The sequence below is a fragment of the Populibacterium corticicola genome (assembly GCF_042683685.1).
Lineage (GTDB): Bacteria > Actinomycetota > Actinomycetes > Actinomycetales > Cellulomonadaceae > Timonella > Timonella corticicola.
The window spans coordinates 477,594-492,796 of the sequence record NZ_JBHUOP010000001.1; the positions used below are offsets into that span (position 1 = coordinate 477,594).

Sequence of the window (15,203 nt, forward strand, 5' to 3'; positions counted from 1 at the left end):
GGCTTGAACCAAGATCGAAACAGATCAGAAAAAGAGGAAATGGCGATGACTACCACCGAGAACGCCACCACCCAACAATGGCGTGGTTTTGAAACCGGCCCATGGACCGAGGCCGTCGACGTGCGCGACTTCATCCAGCGCAACTACACCCCTTACGAAGGGGACGCGAGCTTCCTGGCGGGCCCGACCGAAAAGACGTTGCGGGTCTGGGACACCCTCGAGAAGGAGTACCTGTCGGTAGAGCGCAAGCAGCGCGTCTACGACGTGGACACCAAGATCCCAGCCGACATCGACGCATTCCCAGCCGGATACATTAGCGGGGACGACGATGTCTGCGTTGGCCTCCAAACCGACGTTCCGCTCAAGCGCGCAATGATGCCGAATGGCGGATGGCGCATGGTGGAGACCGCAATCAAGGAAGCCGGCAAGGAGCCAGACCCCGAGGTCAAGCGGATCTTCACCCAGTACCGCAAGACCCACAACGACGCGGTCTTCGACATCTACACCCCACGTATCCGTGCGGCACGTTCGAGCCACATCATCACCGGCCTGCCGGACGCTTACGGTCGCGGCCGCATCATCGGTGACTACCGTCGCGTGGCGCTCTACGGACTGGACTTCCTCATCGCCGAGAAGATGAAGGACAAGGACTCGGTTGCTGACCAGCCATTCACCGAGCACTGGGCACGTTTCCGTGAGGAGCACTCGGAACAGATCAAGTCGCTCAAGAAGCTCAAGCGCCTCGGTGAGTTCTACGGATTCGACCTGTCCCGCCCCGCCGGTAACTTCAAGGAAGCCGTACAGTGGACCTACTTCGGTTACCTTGCATCGGTGAAGTCGCAGGACGGCGCGGCAATGTCGATTGGCCGGTTGTCCTCGTTCTTCGACATCTACTCGGAGCGTGACTTCGCGGAAGGCACCCTCACTGAGACAGAGGCGCAGGAGATCATCGACCACCTCGTGATCAAACTGCGTATCGTTCGCTTCCTGCGCACCATCGACTACGACCAGATCTTCTCCGGTGACCCATACTGGGCAACCTGGTCCGACGCTGGAATCGGTGAAGACGGCCGCACCCTAGTCACCAAGACCTCGCACCGACTCCTGCAGACGTTGCGCAATCTTGGTCCAGCACCCGAGCCAAACATCACGATCTTCTGGGATGAGAACCTGCCACAGGGATACAAGGACTTGTGCGCGGCAATCTCGATCGAAACCTCCTCGATCCAGTACGAGTCCGATGAACAGATCCGTGACCACTGGGGTGACGACGCGGCAATCGCCTGCTGCGTGTCCCCAATGAAGGTGGGCAAGCAGATGCAGTTCTTCGGAGCTCGCGTCAACTCCGCCAAGGCTCTGCTGTACGCGCTCAACGGTGGCCGCGACGAAATGTCCGGCAAGCAGATCGTGAACGGCTACGCACCCGTTGAGGGCGACGGCCCACTGGACTTCGACGAGGTCTGGGAAAAGTACGAGAACATGCTCGACTGGGTGGTGGGAACCTATGTTGAAGCGCTCAACATCATCCACTACGCACACGACAAGTACGCCTACGAGTCGGTCGAGATGGCGCTGCACGACCCAGAGATCGTTCGCACGATGGGTTGTGGAATCGCCGGTCTGTCGATCGTGGCTGACTCGCTCTCCGCGATCAAGTACGCGAAGGTCACCCCGGTACGCGACGAGACCGGACTGATCGTCGACTACATCACCGAAGGCGAGTTCCCGCTCTACGGAAACGACGACGACAGCGTTGACGAGATCGCAGCAACCGTTGTCCACACCGTGATGGAGAAGATCAAGGCCATCCCGATGTACCGCGACGCAGTGCCAACCCAGTCGGTTCTGACCATCACCTCCAACGTGGTCTACGGCAAGGCAACCGGATCGTTCCCATGCGGACACCAGGCCGGAACCCCATTCGCTCCGGGTGCAAACCCTGAGAATGGCCGCGACACGCACGGCATGGTCGCATCAATGCTGTCGGTAGCAAAGCTGCCATACGACTCCGCACTGGACGGTATCTCGCTGACCAACACCATCACCCCTTCGGGTATGGGACGCACAAAGGATGAGCAGGTCACCAACCTGGTTGGTGTTCTGGACTCCGGATTCGGCTTCCGCGGCTGAGTCACGGTAACGCAGCGTGAACCTGCGGGGCTTTTGAGTCTTGAGGCCCCGCAGGACACACAACACAGGTTTTTAGACAACGATCGAAGGAAGAACAATGAGCGCACAGACCTTTGAAGAGCGTCGCCAGGCAATGCTGGCCTCGAAGGAGAGCCAGGGTGGAGAGAAGGGTCTCTTCCACGCCAACGTCAACGTTCTCAACAAGGACACCCTTGTAGATGCCATGGAGAACCCAGAGAACTACCCAAACCTGACGGTTCGTGTTTCCGGTTACGCCGTGAACTTCGTCCGTCTGACCCGCGAGCAGCAGCTTGACGTGCTGTCCCGCACCTTCCACGAGTCTGCCTGACTCGGCTACGATGTCGGGCCGTCGGCGTTGCGCCTGGTAGTCGTGCTGCCGACGACCCTGCATCAACATTTTGCCGCATCACCCACAGAGCAATGGGTCACGCGACAGCGGTGGATACACCAGAGGGGATAAAGGAATCATGAGCAACACGATTGAACTAGGGATGCCGGTGCTGACGTGCCGCGCGGCCAACGAAGACGATGTAGTCGGAGACACCGGGTTCGAGGCTCCTGAGAATCGCACGAAGGGTGCTGGTCTTTCGGGTGTCGTTGAGGCTGATGTGACCCACTCCGAGCGTATTGAGCAGATGCGCCAGGGCACACTCGGTTCCGTCCACTCGTGGGAACTTGTGACGGCGGTGGATGGTCCTGGAACCCGAATGACGGTGTTCTTGGCCGGATGTCCGCTGCGGTGCCTGTACTGCCACAACCCCGACACCATGAAGATGAAGGACGGCGAACCCGTCACCTCGGACGAGATCTTAAAGAAGATCAGGCGGTACCGCACGGTCTTCAAGGCCTCGGGAGGCGGTCTCACTCTTTCGGGTGGTGAGGTGCTCATGCAACCGAAGTTCGCTGCGCGTATCCTGCACGGTGCCAAGGAGATGGGTATTCACACCTGCATCGACACCTCCGGTTTCTTGGGTGCTTCGTGCACCGATGAGATGCTCGATGACATCGACATGGTTCTGCTTGATGTGAAGTCGGGTGATGAGCAGACCTACAAGAAGGTCACGGGCCGAGTTCTGCAACCCACGATCGATTTCGGTGACCGGCTCGCGGCTAAGGGCAAAGAGATCTGGATCCGTTTCGTGGTCGTGCCAGGCCTGACGGACTCGGTTGAGAACGTGGCCAATGTGGCAAACATCGTTGCTCGCTGGAAGGGTGCCGTGGCCCGTGTCGAGGTGCTTCCGTTCCATCAGATGGGGCGTGACAAGTGGGCCAACTTGGGTATGAAGTACGAGCTCGACGATGTCCAGCCTCCGTCGAAGGAGGTCGTTGAGCGGGTGCGCGACCAGTTCCGTGAGAAGGGTCTCGACGTCTACTAGTAGTTCTTAGATTTCCGACGATCCGGCAGGTGATCTGTCATCGCATTCCTCTGCGTGTCCGGGTTGGGAAAGGGCGTGGGACCCACAACTAAGTTGTGGGTCCCACGCTTTTGTACGTTCTTATCGGAAGTCCCCGAACTAGTCGTTACGCGGCTGGTGCTGCTGGGGTGCCAGATCGTTGGGGTGTGAATGACCCCACACGAACCAGAGGATCGCGCCGATGAAGTTAGCCACGAGCACTATGAGGAACCAGAGTAATCGTGCGTTGGGCACGGTGATCGGGGCCTTTGCGATAGAGACCAGTGCTGCCACCATGAGGAGGAAACAGACTATTGGGATGATGAAGAGGAAGATTCCAAGGTCCCCAGCGAAGACGTCTTCAAGATTTACGTTGAGCATGACAGGTCACTTTCGCTACGTGCGGGTCAGGCGTTCTTGCGTCCCCAGACCAGCCACAGGACCGGGCCAATGAACGTTGCGAGGAGAACCACGAGGATCCAGAGGATCTTGTGGGTGTCGTTGCGGAAGTTGGTTTTGAGTACGTCTACGAGTGCCCAGATGAACAGTACGAGACCACCGACGGCAATGGCGACCCAGATCAATCCAACTAATACGCCGGCTATATCAGCCATGTTTTACTCCTTCTTGTATGGTTTGTCCTCCCTGATCATAGGGGACGGTCAGATCTTGTGACTAGGCATTTTGCTCCCCACCTGAAAACTGACGAGACCACCCACAAAAAGTGGGTGGTCTCGTCAGTTTTCAGGTGGGGAGCGGGTTTAGGCGGGAACGTTGGCGACGCCCAAAGCATGGAACCGTTTGCCGAGAACCTTCTCGGAGTAGCCGGTCCGGTCGAGATACGGTGTGATGCCGCCCGCGGCGAAAGCCCAGCCCGCACCGAGAATCATGCACACATCGATTTGGGTTGCGGTTTCCACAACCTTTTCATCGAGCATCAGGCCGATTTCAGTGGTCAGAGCAGTCAGCACCTCATCAAGAACCTCGGCCTCGGTGAGTGCGACCTTTTGATCCTGCGGGGTCTGCGAACCAAAATACTTCGCGATCCCAGGGTCCACCTCAGCCGGGATGCCCTTAGCCGCAGGTGGCAGCGAAACCTTGACCGACTCGTCGACAATCTGCTGCAAACCAGGGGATTGCGGGAACCTGTCACCGAGATCCTCGCGCAGCGAGGTCAGCACGTGCAGACCCACCGCCGGACCAACCAGGTCGAACAGCGCGAACGGACCCATCGGGAGTCCGAGTGGGCGCAACGCGCGGTCGGCGACAACCGGGTCGGTACCCTTTTCGATGGCCTCGACCACCTTGCCCATGAGCAAAATGAGGAGACGGTTGACCACAAACCCAGGACGGTCTGCGGACAGAACCGCGGTTTTACGCAGGTTCTTAGCAACCTTGAACGCCGTGGCAAGGGCCTCCGTGGATGTCTTCTCCGCGTGGATGACCTCGACGAGCGGCATCTGCGCGACAGGGTTGAAGAAGTGCAACCCGACCACGCGTTCTGGATGCTTGAGGTCGGCAGCCATATCCGTGATGGACAGCGCGGAGGTGTTCGTGGCGAGGACAGTCGATGGATCGATGACGGCCTCAACCTCCGCGAACACCTTCTTCTTGAGGCCAAGGATCTCAGTGACCGCCTCGATCACGAAGTCGCAGCCAGCGAAGTCATCCAGGTCCGTGGTGCCATGAATGCCACCGAGGATCTTCGCCGCAGCAGGCTGAGAGATCTTGCCCGCACTCACCAGTTTCTCAACTGTCGTGCGCACGTACTCCAAGCCCTTGTCCACACGCTCTTGGTCAAGATCGCGCATGATGACGGGAACGCCGAGGCGCTGGCTGAACAGCAGAGCCATCTGCGCGGCCATGAGTCCAGCACCGATGATTCCCACGCGAGTCACTGGCTGAGCCAACTTAGGGTCTGGAGCACCGGTCGGACGCTTGGCCGCGTTGACTGCGTGGAATGTGTAGATCGATGCCCGGAACTCCTCGGACATGATGAGTTCTTCGAGTGCTTGGTCTTCCGCCGCAAACGCTTCGTCGCGGGTGACATCCGGTCCTAGTTCAAGCAACTCAAGGAGCTTGTACGGTGCTGGGCGCGAGCCGTGTACGAGGGCGTCAACCTGCCTGCGTGCCGCAGCAACAGTGGCCTGCCATTCGCTGGACGATGGAAGTTCTGGCCGGGACACGGATACTTCACCTGCCAAAACCTGAGCGGCCCACACGATGGACTGCTCAAGGAAGTCAGCCGAATCAAGCAGTACGTCGGCTAGGCCAAGTTTTGCTATCTCAGCAGGCTTGAACGGCTTATTCGCTGCAGGGCGTGTCAGCATGACATCGATCGCTGCTTGCAAGCCTGCAAGCCGTGGCACCCAGTAGGCGCCGCCCCAGCCAGGAATCAAGCCGAGGGAAACCTCCGGCAGCGCAGCAGCGTTCGCATCCGAGGCGATGGTGCGGTACGTGCAGTTCAGAGCGATCTCGAAGCCACCGCCAATGGCGGCACCGTTGATGAAACCAAAGGTTGGCACCGACATGTCCGCGAGGAGCGCATAGGTGCGGTGTCCCGAAACTCCGAGCTCACGAGCCTGTTCGTTGTTCGAGACCGTGGTGACGGCCTTGAGGTCGGCCCCCGCCGCAAGGTAGTACGGCTTACCGGTCACAGCGGCGGCGACGATCTCACCACGATCTGCACGCTCAGAAACCTCCCGCAGCGCCGCCTCGATGTTCGCCATGGACTTCGGCCCAAGCGTTGTTGGCTTGGTGTGGTCGAAGCCGTTATCAATCGTGACCAGTGCGAGAATCTTGCCGTCGGGCAGGGTGACGTCGTTGACGTACGCCTGGGTCACTACTTCTTCAAAGGTGCTCATGCGTCTGCTCCAACTGGGTGCGATGGGGATGGTGCGAAATCGGGGTGGTGTGGGTTCTCCCAGATCACGGTGCCGCCCATACCCAAGCCGATGCACATCGTGGTCATGCCGTAACGGACCTGCGGGTTGGCAGCGAACTGGCGGGCGAGTTGGATCATGAGGCGAACACCGGAGGACGCGAGTGGGTGTCCCATCGCGATGGCGCCACCGTACTGATTGACACGAGGATCGTCATCGGCGATTCCGAAGAAGTCGAGGAAGGACAGCACCTGCACGGCAAACGCTTCGTTGATTTCAAACAGGCCGATATCGTCGATGCTGAGGCCTGCTCGTTCGAGAGCCTTTTGCGTGGAGGGGACGGGACCGTATCCCATGATCTCGGGCTCGACGCCCGCATAAGCGAACGAGACCAAGCGCATCCCAATGGGTAGTCCAAGTTCCCGAGCGGTGTCTTCGCCCGCGATGAGGGACATGGTCGCGCCATCGGTGAGCGGGGAGGCGTTACCAGCGGTGACGCGGCCACCTGGGCGGAACGGAGTCTTGAGGTTGGCGATGCCCTCCACCGTGGTGCCCGGACGGGCGAGTTCATCGGTGGTTGCCAGGCCCCATCCAGATTCAGGGTTCCGGGTGGCAACCGGAACAAGGTCTGGTGAAATATTGCCATCCGCGAGGGCCTGCGCGTACTTGTTCTGTGAAGCCACTGCGTAGGCGTCTGCTCGCTCTTTGGTCAGGTGAGGAAGACGGTCGTGTAGGTTTTCTGCGGTGACTCCCATGTTGAGTGCGTCAGGAGCCACGATCTTCTCGGACAGGAAACGAGGGTTGGGGTCAGCGTCGAATCCCATCGGGTGACCACCCATGTGTTCGACGCCTCCAGCGGCGACGATGTCCTGCTGGCCGATGCCGATGGATCCCGCAGCCGTGGTGACTGCTGTCATCGCTCCGGCGCACATGCGGTCTATCGCAAAACCGGGAACGGACTGGGGAAGTCCAGCCAGAAGTGCCACAGTACGGCCAAGCGTCAGACCCTGATCGCCCTGCTGGGTGGTGGCGGCGATTGCAACGTCGTCGATTCGTTCTGGTGGAAGCTCGGGGTAGCGGCGCAGAAGTTCGCGCAGCGTTTTGACTGCGAGGTCATCTGCTCTGGTGTGGGCGTAGTAGCCATCTGGTTTGGCTTTACCAAAGGGGGTGCGTACCCCATCGACAAACACTACGTTCCGGGTTGAGTAGTGCGACGAGCGTGTGGTCATGAACTGCTCCTTGAATTGAGGACAGCGTCGTCCTCATGATCTGCGGGTGATCAACGTCATACAAGTTACATGATACTGGCGGTTCTAGTAAATCGCGCACTGTGGGAAGTTCTGTTTTGGTTTCAGTTCGTGCGCGTGGCACTGGCGCAAAGTGTCAACAAACCTTTACATTGGTAGGGTTCGTTTTCGCTGGATCTGGAGGTCGTATGGCTGACGCGCTCGCAGGGGTCGTGCAAGTGCGCGAAACCCGTAAGTCGCGCGGCCTTACCCAGGCGGAACTCGCCAAGGCGGTGGGCGTGTCGCGTCAGACGATTATCTCGATTGAGCGAGGCGACTACGCACCGAGCGTCTATCTCGCATTGCGCATCGCCCGCGAACTGGAGGATACCGTGGAGCATCTTTTCCCGCTGAAGCAGGGGGACGGCTAAATCATGTCGGATAAGAGTTTGAAAGACCTGATGATCGCTTTTGCTGATCGAGTCTCGGGGTTCGACGACCCTTCGATGGGCGATGAGCGAGAAGCCAACGTCATCATGAAGGGTCACACATTTGCGCTTGTCGTCAGTTCGGGCACACTCACGATTGCTGGAGCCGGTTTCGCACTGTTCGGTTTTTGGTACGTGGCCCTCGGTGCGATCCTACTTGGGGGCTTGCAAAGCTATCTGACGATTGGCTATGCGGCTGCACATGGCGTTTCGATCTATGGACTTACGGATCGTAGTGCACGCAACCGCAAGATTGCTTCTCTGATCGGCTACCTTGCTACGGTCGCGGTTCTCCTAGGCGCGAGATTTTATCAACTGCGCATGGGCCACCCGGTATTCGGAGACTACGGGGTCATTCAAGTCACTCCGGACACGACCAGTGAAAGTATCGGAATGATTGCTGGAGTGATTGTCGGCATCGTTGCTGTATTTATTGTCTTGAAGTTTCGCGCGCACCAGCGTAAACGCGCTGAAGACGACGACTAGCGGCGGAGCTTACGCAGCACAGCCTTCGCAGATGGAAGCAATGTGTTCCATGCTCCGTGCAGGAATGAGAACGCTACGTCAACCGATGGCTGCAACTGGTTCTCGTGCTTCGAAAACGACCGCTTGAACTCGGAGATGCCGTCGTTGAGCAGACCGTTCATGTCGTAGCGCGGCGCTCCGGCCTCCTTGGCGGCCTGGATTGCGAACCACTTCACGGGTGCGTTTGCACGCAGTCTGCGTCCGGTGTCGTTCGCCGAGGCATATAGTTCAAACCAGGTTTGTCCAGAACGAGCGAGCCACACAAACGATGCGACTTCCCCGTCTGCAAAGCACGCGGCGATGAACGAGTCCTCACCGAGTAGGTGGTGGATGTCGCGGTAGTAGCCATCGGAGTGGATCGCAAAACCGGCCCGCGCCGCATTCTCACGATAGGTGCGCAGCACCTGTTCAAGTTCTTCATCGGTCACTACCCGGCGAATGTCCAGGTTGTTCTTCGCGCCCTTACGGATGTCGTAGCGGGTGCTCTTCGAGCAGGCACCCAGCAGTTCGTCAGCAGGCAGGCGGGTGTCCAAGATGAGCGTTGTCGGGTACAAAATCGGATTAGGGCTGGGCTTCGCTCCAGTCACAGCAACCGAATCAACCGCATCGAGGTCGGTTTCAATGGTGATTCCCACACCACCGACGTTCTTCTTCACCCACGCCACAATCGCGTCGGTGGCCGCCGTGCGGCCAGCCGCATCGAGGGAAGCGGCAAAGACCGGGCCACGCGGAACATGCGACAGAGACTTGAAGGGTGCGGGCAACGAACGGTGCAGGACCTGTGCCAGCGCAACCAACTCGTCGTCAATCGTGACCGTGAGCCTCGTGGCGGACCAGTTGTGTGCGGACTTGAGTTCACCCCAACCCCACTTTTGTAGCGGGTGTCCGCCGAGGCTTTCAACCTGTTCGTTCCAGGTGAGCGACTGCGTAACTGGGGTGATCGTGTACACGAAGTGGTTCCTGTCCTTAAGGAGTTATGAGTTCTTGCAGGTGCTTGTCCACGAGTGTGATCTGCCACTCGCGGGCACCGTTCTCGCTCAGGTACTGCCGCACATTGATTGCACGATTCGTGGAGTCCCACACCAGTTGGCGCAGCAGTTTGGGCTGCAGCACGTTCTCGACCGGCATGTTGAACCGCTCGGCAAGCGAGTCCACAAATTCCTTGGCGGGTTCGTAGCGCTTGAGAGCGAGGGGGGACTTCTCCTCCCACCGGTTGATGGGTGGAGCCTTCGGCGCGGTGGGGAGCCGCAGTGGGGGCAGTTCCTCAGCGGGTAGCGCGAGCGCGCGTTGGATTGCGCGCTCCCACTGGTGGGCACGCCTACGGTTGGTGGTTCCACCGAAGTCGTGCAACGACAGTAATGCCCCAACAGAACGAGGCACAACGGTCGCCGCCTGAACAATACCGCGATCAGGAAGAATACGCGAAGGGGAGATGTCCCGAGCTCGGGCGATCTTCTCCCGCTCGCTCCACAACTCCCGTAGAACAGCGAGTTTGCGGCGGTCCCGGATCGTCTGGATTCCGGAGGTACGGCGCCACGGATCAACGCGGACCGTAACGGGGGCCACACGCAGGTGCTCAAACTCCTCAAGCGCCCATTCGTACTTGCCCTCCTCCTTGAGCTGTTCGATTTCGTGCTCAGCGAGTTCAGTAAGCAGTTCCACGTCGAGCGCGGCATACGTCAACCAGCTATCGGGAAGCGGCCGGGTGGACCAGTCCTGGTGGGAATGCTCCTTGGCGAGGGTCAACCCGAGGAAGTGCGAGGTGACGTTGGCAAGGTTCACGCGCTCAATACCGAGCAGGCGCGCCGCGACTTCGGTGTCGAAGATTGCCGGAGGAGTTAAACCCTGGTCGGCCAGCGGGATGAGATCCTGCGTCGCGGCGTGAAAAATCCAGGTATCGGATTGCATGATGGCGTTGAGTTCCGTGAAGTCTTCGATCCCCGTGGGGTCGAACAGGAACGTCCCGGCGCCTTCGCGCCGCACCTGCACCAGGTAGTTGCGGTTGCCGTACCGAAAGCCCGACGCGCGTTCCGCGTCGACAGCGAAAGCCCCGGTGCCCTGGGCGAGCCGCACAAGTGCGTTATGGTAGCCCATCTGATTGGCGACGAGTTGTGCGGCTCCGTCGCGTGGCTCAGTGAGCATGGTGATGTCGGTGGGAGGACTGATACTCATGTACGTTCTGGTTCAGGTGTCCCGAGTTCGTGTACCTGCCGTTGTGCCCATGGCGGTTATCGCTGGACAAACAGCATTGGCGAACCTGCGGTGGTAAACAGCAGATTCATCCAGGACTCGAGGTGGCGTTTGAATTCCAAGTATATCGCGTCGGGATCGAGCGCATCTGGGGTCCACGATGCGCGCAACTCAAGTGTGCTCGTGGCTTCGGAGTTGGTGGTCTCGTCGAACGACTCCTGGTTGAGCACGGTGACGGTTCCTCGCAGGTGACTGTACTGGGCGTTGGTGCTTGACAGTGAGTCACGGACCCAAGCACGGGTCACCTCATAGATGAGAGGGTCTTGTCCCATGACCTCATCGATGGTTGTGCGCACGATCACTGCGAATCGGAAGTGTCCGCCCCAGTCTTTCTGAAATTCCTCGGTGTACAGCAGCGTCAACGAACCGTCCGCGAGGATGCCAGGTTCATTGCGTGATTGCGTGATTTCTCCCGCCAGCGCTGCGGAATACGGGGTAAGCGAGCGCGGTGCCCGGATCTCCTCAAGGGTGAGGTGGCGGGGGATGACGTCTGGGCGTAGCGCACGCAATGCCGCATGGAAGGCGGCAGGGAGCTCTACGTGCGGGCTGGTCATATGGCTAGATTAACCAGCATTGGTAGTCTGAGGAGGGCGACTCGCGCGACATTACCGTTTTGAGACCTGCGAGACGTTCGACGCGCTGTGACGTCCTGTTCTGCGCGAAGGTTGTTTCTCAACTGAGAGGTGTGTTCGTGAGCGCGTCCGCTGCCCTGAAGGATCTTCTGGCGAGCCGTTCTGGTACGTCGGCTGAGGACTGGTTCCTTGTGTTTAAGGCCCGGTATGGCATGGAAGCAGTGTTCTCTGCGGTGCGGGCTACCGTGGGTCCGGGAAATGTGGCGACCCAGATCTTCACGTGTGCGACTGCGGTCAACCCGATTTTGGCCGCGGGGTTGACGCCCCGCTATAGCGAGATCGACCCCGATACGTTTGCGCTCGCGCCCACGGCGTTTGGTGTGGGGGTCGATGACCGCGCCGCGGTCATTCAGAACACATTCGGTGTGATTGACGACGAGTCTGCCAGGGTTCTCGGCGAGGTTGCGCGTACCAATGGGCTGATTGTCGTCGAGGATTCCGCACACGCCGTTGGGCGGTTTGCTCGCGGTGTGGACGGTCGGCCTGTGGCCGATGTGTCGGTGCACTCGTTTGGGGTGGAGAAGCTTTTACCCACAAAGTTTGGTGGTGCGATCTGGCTGAACCCACATACCCGCGATGAGGGATACACCACTGAAGTGCGCGCCGCGATGGTTTCGGCGCTGACTGGTCTACCCGCGCCTAGCGGTAAGCAGGCGTTCGCCGCGAAGAGTTACCGGAACCAGTTGCGTATCCTCACCAGAGTCCCGGGGGGCCTTGGGCGTGGGTTGCGCACGATGCTCGTGAACGCTGGGTTGTTTGATCCACCGATCTCCGAACAGGAGAGCCGTGGGCGGCAGGGGCAACCGGTCGGTATATCGCCGTGGGTGGCGCAGCAGGCCGTCGCGGCGTTGGAGTCGGTGGCTGACATCGAATCTCAGCGCGAGAGTGCGGTTCAGGTGTATGTCCGGGAACTTGAGGGTGTCGTCACCATTCCTGCAGCGGTTTCTCGGGGTGGGGCATTCGTGCGATTCCCGTTCTATGTGTCGAGCGCCCAGCAGGCAGAGGAGATGATCACCGATCTGAGCCGTGCGGGAGTTCCAGCGGGACGGTGGTATCGTCCGGCGTTGTTCCCTGGTGCCCACGATCCGCAGGCATACAACTATGCGCCTGGCTCTTCGGAGCTACGAGTGTCAGAGGACGCTATTGCGAGGGTCGTGAATCTGCCGACCAACGTTTCTGAGCAGCGTGCGCTGGAGATCGTGCAACTCGTGCGCCGGTTCCTGGCTTCCTGAACCCACCATCTGGTGGCTGCCATACGGGTCAACACCGCTAGCTCGTCACCGCGCACAGGCTACTAGGCCAATGTGACGTTGTCGGGCCAGCGCAACCAACTCGTCGTCAATCGGACCATGAAGTGAACGCGTCCGAAAGTGCTTCAGGGCGCGAGTTTTCACTCGCGCCCTGAAGTAAAACCTACACAGTTACACAGCGTTCCGGGTGGACTACTTGTTGATGCGGAACTTCTCGTTTGCGATCACGTTGCGGCCAGTGCGCAGTTCATGCTTGAGGTTCGCGATGATCCGCTTGGGGTTTAGGTCCTTGCGGTACCACAGGGTGTGTGCGGTGCGATTGCGGCGGCCGGTCTTGACCAGACCCCTGAGCGGTGTGGGGACGAATCGACGGATCACTGATAGCGGGGCGTTTCGCCACAAGACTGGTGTGGTCGTGACCGTGTAGGGGAGTTCTTCACCGTAAATGAGGTCACGCACGTACTGTGCGGGAAGATTGTGGCCACTCGCAGTCGCGTAGTAACTGGCTGCTCCCTGGCGCACATTGAGTTCAAGGAGTTTGTTGGACTGCGTGGCGCGGTCGAACATGATGTCGAAGTTTGCGGCTCCCACATATCCAAGCGAGTCGAGTAGGCGGGTGAGCGTCGCGGCTAACTCCGGCTCATCAATCGTGACCACGGCGTTCATATTGCCTACGAGTTTGGGGTTGTGTTCACCCAACACGATCTGCGCGATCGAGACGAATCGGGTATTTCCTCGGTGGTCGCTGTATGTGTTGGCGACTCGCATGACCCTCTCGTCCCCGGCCAGGTATTCCTGAAGGATCAGATCGCCGGTGTAACCGCCTGCGTAAATCAACTGCGCGGTCTGCCGAACCTCGGCGGGACTGCTGACCAGGTAGATCTTTTTCTGGCCTTCGAACTTTAGGCTCGGATACAGTTCGGTGTCTGAGGGCTTGAGAATGACCGGGTAGGTGAACGGCAGGTTCTCGCCAAGGTGAGCATCCTGAGCGCCTGATTCATCAATGATGACGGATCGAGGGTGATCGATGCCCAGGCGTGCGCAGGTCTGATAGAACTCAGCCTTGTTCACCAATTCCTGCGCGAGTTGCGAATCGACAACAGGGATGATGAAGGAACGTTCCAGCTCGACGCGGTGGCGGATGACTGCGTTGGTGTACGCCTCGATGGTGGGTAGGAGCAGGAGCTTCTTGCCGGGGTATTGTGCGGCGACTTCCGTGAGTGCGGCAACAAGGTGTTCATCATCGAGTTTGGGGGAGGTGCGTACCTCGATGATCGCGGAGTGCGAGGTTTCGGGGAGGGGAAACCTACCCAACGCGAGGGTGCGTACGCCGAAGGCCTCGTGCAGGGAACGGGCGATCCCGTATGCGTTGAGTCCTGTACCCAAGACAACCGGGATGAAGTCCTGATCCGCGAATGGCATGATGCCGCAATTCCCTTCGTTGTGGTGGTGGACGGCGCTGATGCTCAAGTCCGCTCGCCATGTTACCGCTCCAGTCCGGCGTGTTTTGACGTTTTGTGTAAAGACCTCGTGGTGCTTGGGCATCTGGTGGGGCGGTGGGAATAGGATGGTGGATGTGAAGCACGGAGATACTGGTTTACCTGTAGGCGTTATCGGCGGCGTTGGACCGCTGGCGACCGCATATTTTCTACAACGTGTTGTGCAGAGAACCGCTGCTGAACGGGATCAAGACCACCTAGACCTCGTCGTGCTGAATCACTCGACCATCCCGGATCGAACTGACTATATTTTGGGGAGATCCACCGAGGATCCTGGTCCAGTTCTTGCGGCGGACGCCAAGAAACTCGAGAAATTCGGTGTGTCCTTTCTGGTCATGCCATGCAATACAGCGCACTTCTTCACGCAGCAGGTGATCGATGCGATTGACGGTGATTTTCTATCGATCATTGACGTCACCGTTTCCGCTGCCCTGCGCCGAGCCCCACACGCTGGCAGAGTTGGTTTGCTCGCAACCGAGGGAACTGCCCAGTCTCACGTCTATCACGATGCGTTCGGTGCGCATGGGGTTGACATCATCACGCCGGACGATGAGGACCAGGCTGTTGTGAACTCCGTGATCTATGAGCAGGTAAAGGCTGGCCTGCCGGCTGATCCCGATGCATTGCGTAGGGTGGCGGCTCGTCTCGTGGACCGTGGGGCATCGGTTGTTGTATTGGGATGCACAGAACTATCTGTTGCCGCTGTTGACCATGATCTCCTTGATGAGGAGCCATTCCTCGACTCGATGGACGAACTTGTTCGAGCCACGATCGAGCATGCTGGTTACCCTGTTCGCGCCTAACAGCCACCACTGAAAATATCTACCCATCCAGCGACGGATAGTTTGGTTTGAAATATACCCCCAGGGGTATTATTCTTGAGGTTGTGAGCGGCAGGCTCACCTA

15 protein-coding genes are annotated in these 15,203 nt (G+C 59.1%); 7 read left to right on the forward strand and 8 right to left on the reverse strand.

All coding sequences use genetic code 11. The features are described from left to right. The first annotated feature begins 45 nt into the window (after positions 1-45). The 3 genes from ACFSYH_RS02180 to pflA all read left to right on the forward strand — a co-directional run bounded on the left by ACFSYH_RS02180 (position 46) and on the right by pflA (position 3,527). Entirely contained in the window at positions 46-2,130 is a 2,085-nt protein-coding gene (locus ACFSYH_RS02180) for a pyruvate formate lyase family protein (RefSeq protein ID WP_377464841.1), read from the forward strand. 97 nt (positions 2,131-2,227) lie between these two features. Next, the gene (gene grcA2, locus ACFSYH_RS02185; protein ID WP_377464842.1) at positions 2,228-2,479 is read left to right on the forward strand and encodes an autonomous glycyl radical cofactor GrcA2; all 252 of its coding nucleotides are present in this window, start codon (positions 2,228-2,230) and stop codon (positions 2,477-2,479) included. 139 nt (positions 2,480-2,618) lie between these two features. Next, positions 2,619-3,527 carry a pyruvate formate-lyase-activating protein gene (gene pflA, locus ACFSYH_RS02190; RefSeq protein ID WP_377464843.1) on the forward strand — a complete coding sequence of 303 codons (909 nt, stop codon included), beginning with the start codon at positions 2,619-2,621 and terminating at the stop codon, positions 3,525-3,527. 138 nt (positions 3,528-3,665) lie between these two features. Here the strand turns inward: pflA and ACFSYH_RS02195 are convergent, their stop codons facing one another. The 4 genes from ACFSYH_RS02195 to ACFSYH_RS02210 form a co-directional block, all read right to left on the reverse strand. Further along, on the reverse strand, positions 3,666-3,926 hold the full coding sequence (locus ACFSYH_RS02195; protein ID WP_377464844.1) for a PLD nuclease N-terminal domain-containing protein: 261 nt from the start codon (positions 3,924-3,926) through the stop codon (positions 3,666-3,668). 26 nt (positions 3,927-3,952) lie between these two features. Further along, entirely contained in the window at positions 3,953-4,159 is a 207-nt protein-coding gene (locus ACFSYH_RS02200; protein WP_377464845.1) for a PLDc N-terminal domain-containing protein, read from the reverse strand. Between the two features lie 147 nt (positions 4,160-4,306). Then, positions 4,307-6,409, reverse strand: coding sequence for a 3-hydroxyacyl-CoA dehydrogenase NAD-binding domain-containing protein (locus ACFSYH_RS02205; protein WP_377464846.1), 2,103 nt, complete (start codon positions 6,407-6,409; stop codon positions 4,307-4,309). Further along, positions 6,406-7,656, reverse strand: a complete 1,251-nt coding sequence (locus ACFSYH_RS02210) for a thiolase family protein (protein WP_377464848.1) — start codon at positions 7,654-7,656, stop codon at positions 6,406-6,408. The genes ACFSYH_RS02205 and ACFSYH_RS02210 overlap by 4 nt, the downstream gene beginning before the upstream one ends. 206 nt (positions 7,657-7,862) lie before the next feature. On the opposite strand from ACFSYH_RS02210, the gene ACFSYH_RS02215 reads away from it, so the two are divergent. Continuing rightward, positions 7,863-8,084 carry a helix-turn-helix transcriptional regulator gene (locus tag ACFSYH_RS02215; RefSeq protein ID WP_377464849.1) on the forward strand — a complete coding sequence of 74 codons (222 nt, stop codon included), beginning with the start codon at positions 7,863-7,865 and terminating at the stop codon, positions 8,082-8,084. 3 nt (positions 8,085-8,087) lie between these two features. Next, positions 8,088-8,627, forward strand: coding sequence for a hypothetical protein (locus ACFSYH_RS02220; protein WP_377464851.1), 540 nt, complete (start codon positions 8,088-8,090; stop codon positions 8,625-8,627). Here the strand turns inward: ACFSYH_RS02220 and ACFSYH_RS02225 are convergent. Genes ACFSYH_RS02225 through ACFSYH_RS02235 form a run of 3 tightly spaced genes read right to left on the reverse strand, consistent with a single transcriptional unit; the run spans position 8,624 to position 11,470 of the window. Continuing rightward, positions 8,624-9,616, reverse strand: a complete 993-nt coding sequence (locus ACFSYH_RS02225; RefSeq protein ID WP_377464852.1) for a lipid II:glycine glycyltransferase FemX — start codon at positions 9,614-9,616, stop codon at positions 8,624-8,626. The genes ACFSYH_RS02220 and ACFSYH_RS02225 overlap by 4 nt on opposite strands. A gap of 16 nt (positions 9,617-9,632) precedes the next feature. Next, positions 9,633-10,838, reverse strand: coding sequence for an HRDC domain-containing protein (locus tag ACFSYH_RS02230; protein WP_377464853.1), 1,206 nt, complete (start codon positions 10,836-10,838; stop codon positions 9,633-9,635). A 56-nt stretch (positions 10,839-10,894) separates the two neighbouring features. Continuing rightward, positions 10,895-11,470, reverse strand: coding sequence for a DUF3000 family protein (locus tag ACFSYH_RS02235; protein WP_377464854.1), 576 nt, complete (start codon positions 11,468-11,470; stop codon positions 10,895-10,897). A gap of 137 nt (positions 11,471-11,607) precedes the next feature. Between ACFSYH_RS02235 and ACFSYH_RS02240 the strand changes: the two genes are divergently transcribed. Next, complete coding sequence (locus ACFSYH_RS02240; protein ID WP_377464855.1) at positions 11,608-12,780, forward strand: DegT/DnrJ/EryC1/StrS family aminotransferase; 1,173 nt, start codon at positions 11,608-11,610, stop codon at positions 12,778-12,780. Between the two features lie 210 nt (positions 12,781-12,990). On the opposite strand, the gene ACFSYH_RS02245 is transcribed toward ACFSYH_RS02240, so the two are convergent. Beyond that, positions 12,991-14,220 carry a carboxylate--amine ligase gene (locus ACFSYH_RS02245; protein ID WP_377464856.1) on the reverse strand — a complete coding sequence of 410 codons (1,230 nt, stop codon included), beginning with the start codon at positions 14,218-14,220 and terminating at the stop codon, positions 12,991-12,993. A gap of 154 nt (positions 14,221-14,374) precedes the next feature. On the opposite strand from ACFSYH_RS02245, the gene ACFSYH_RS02250 reads away from it, so the two are divergent. Beyond that, entirely contained in the window at positions 14,375-15,100 is a 726-nt protein-coding gene (locus ACFSYH_RS02250) for an aspartate/glutamate racemase family protein (RefSeq protein ID WP_377464857.1), read from the forward strand. Positions 15,101-15,203 lie beyond the last annotated feature (103 nt).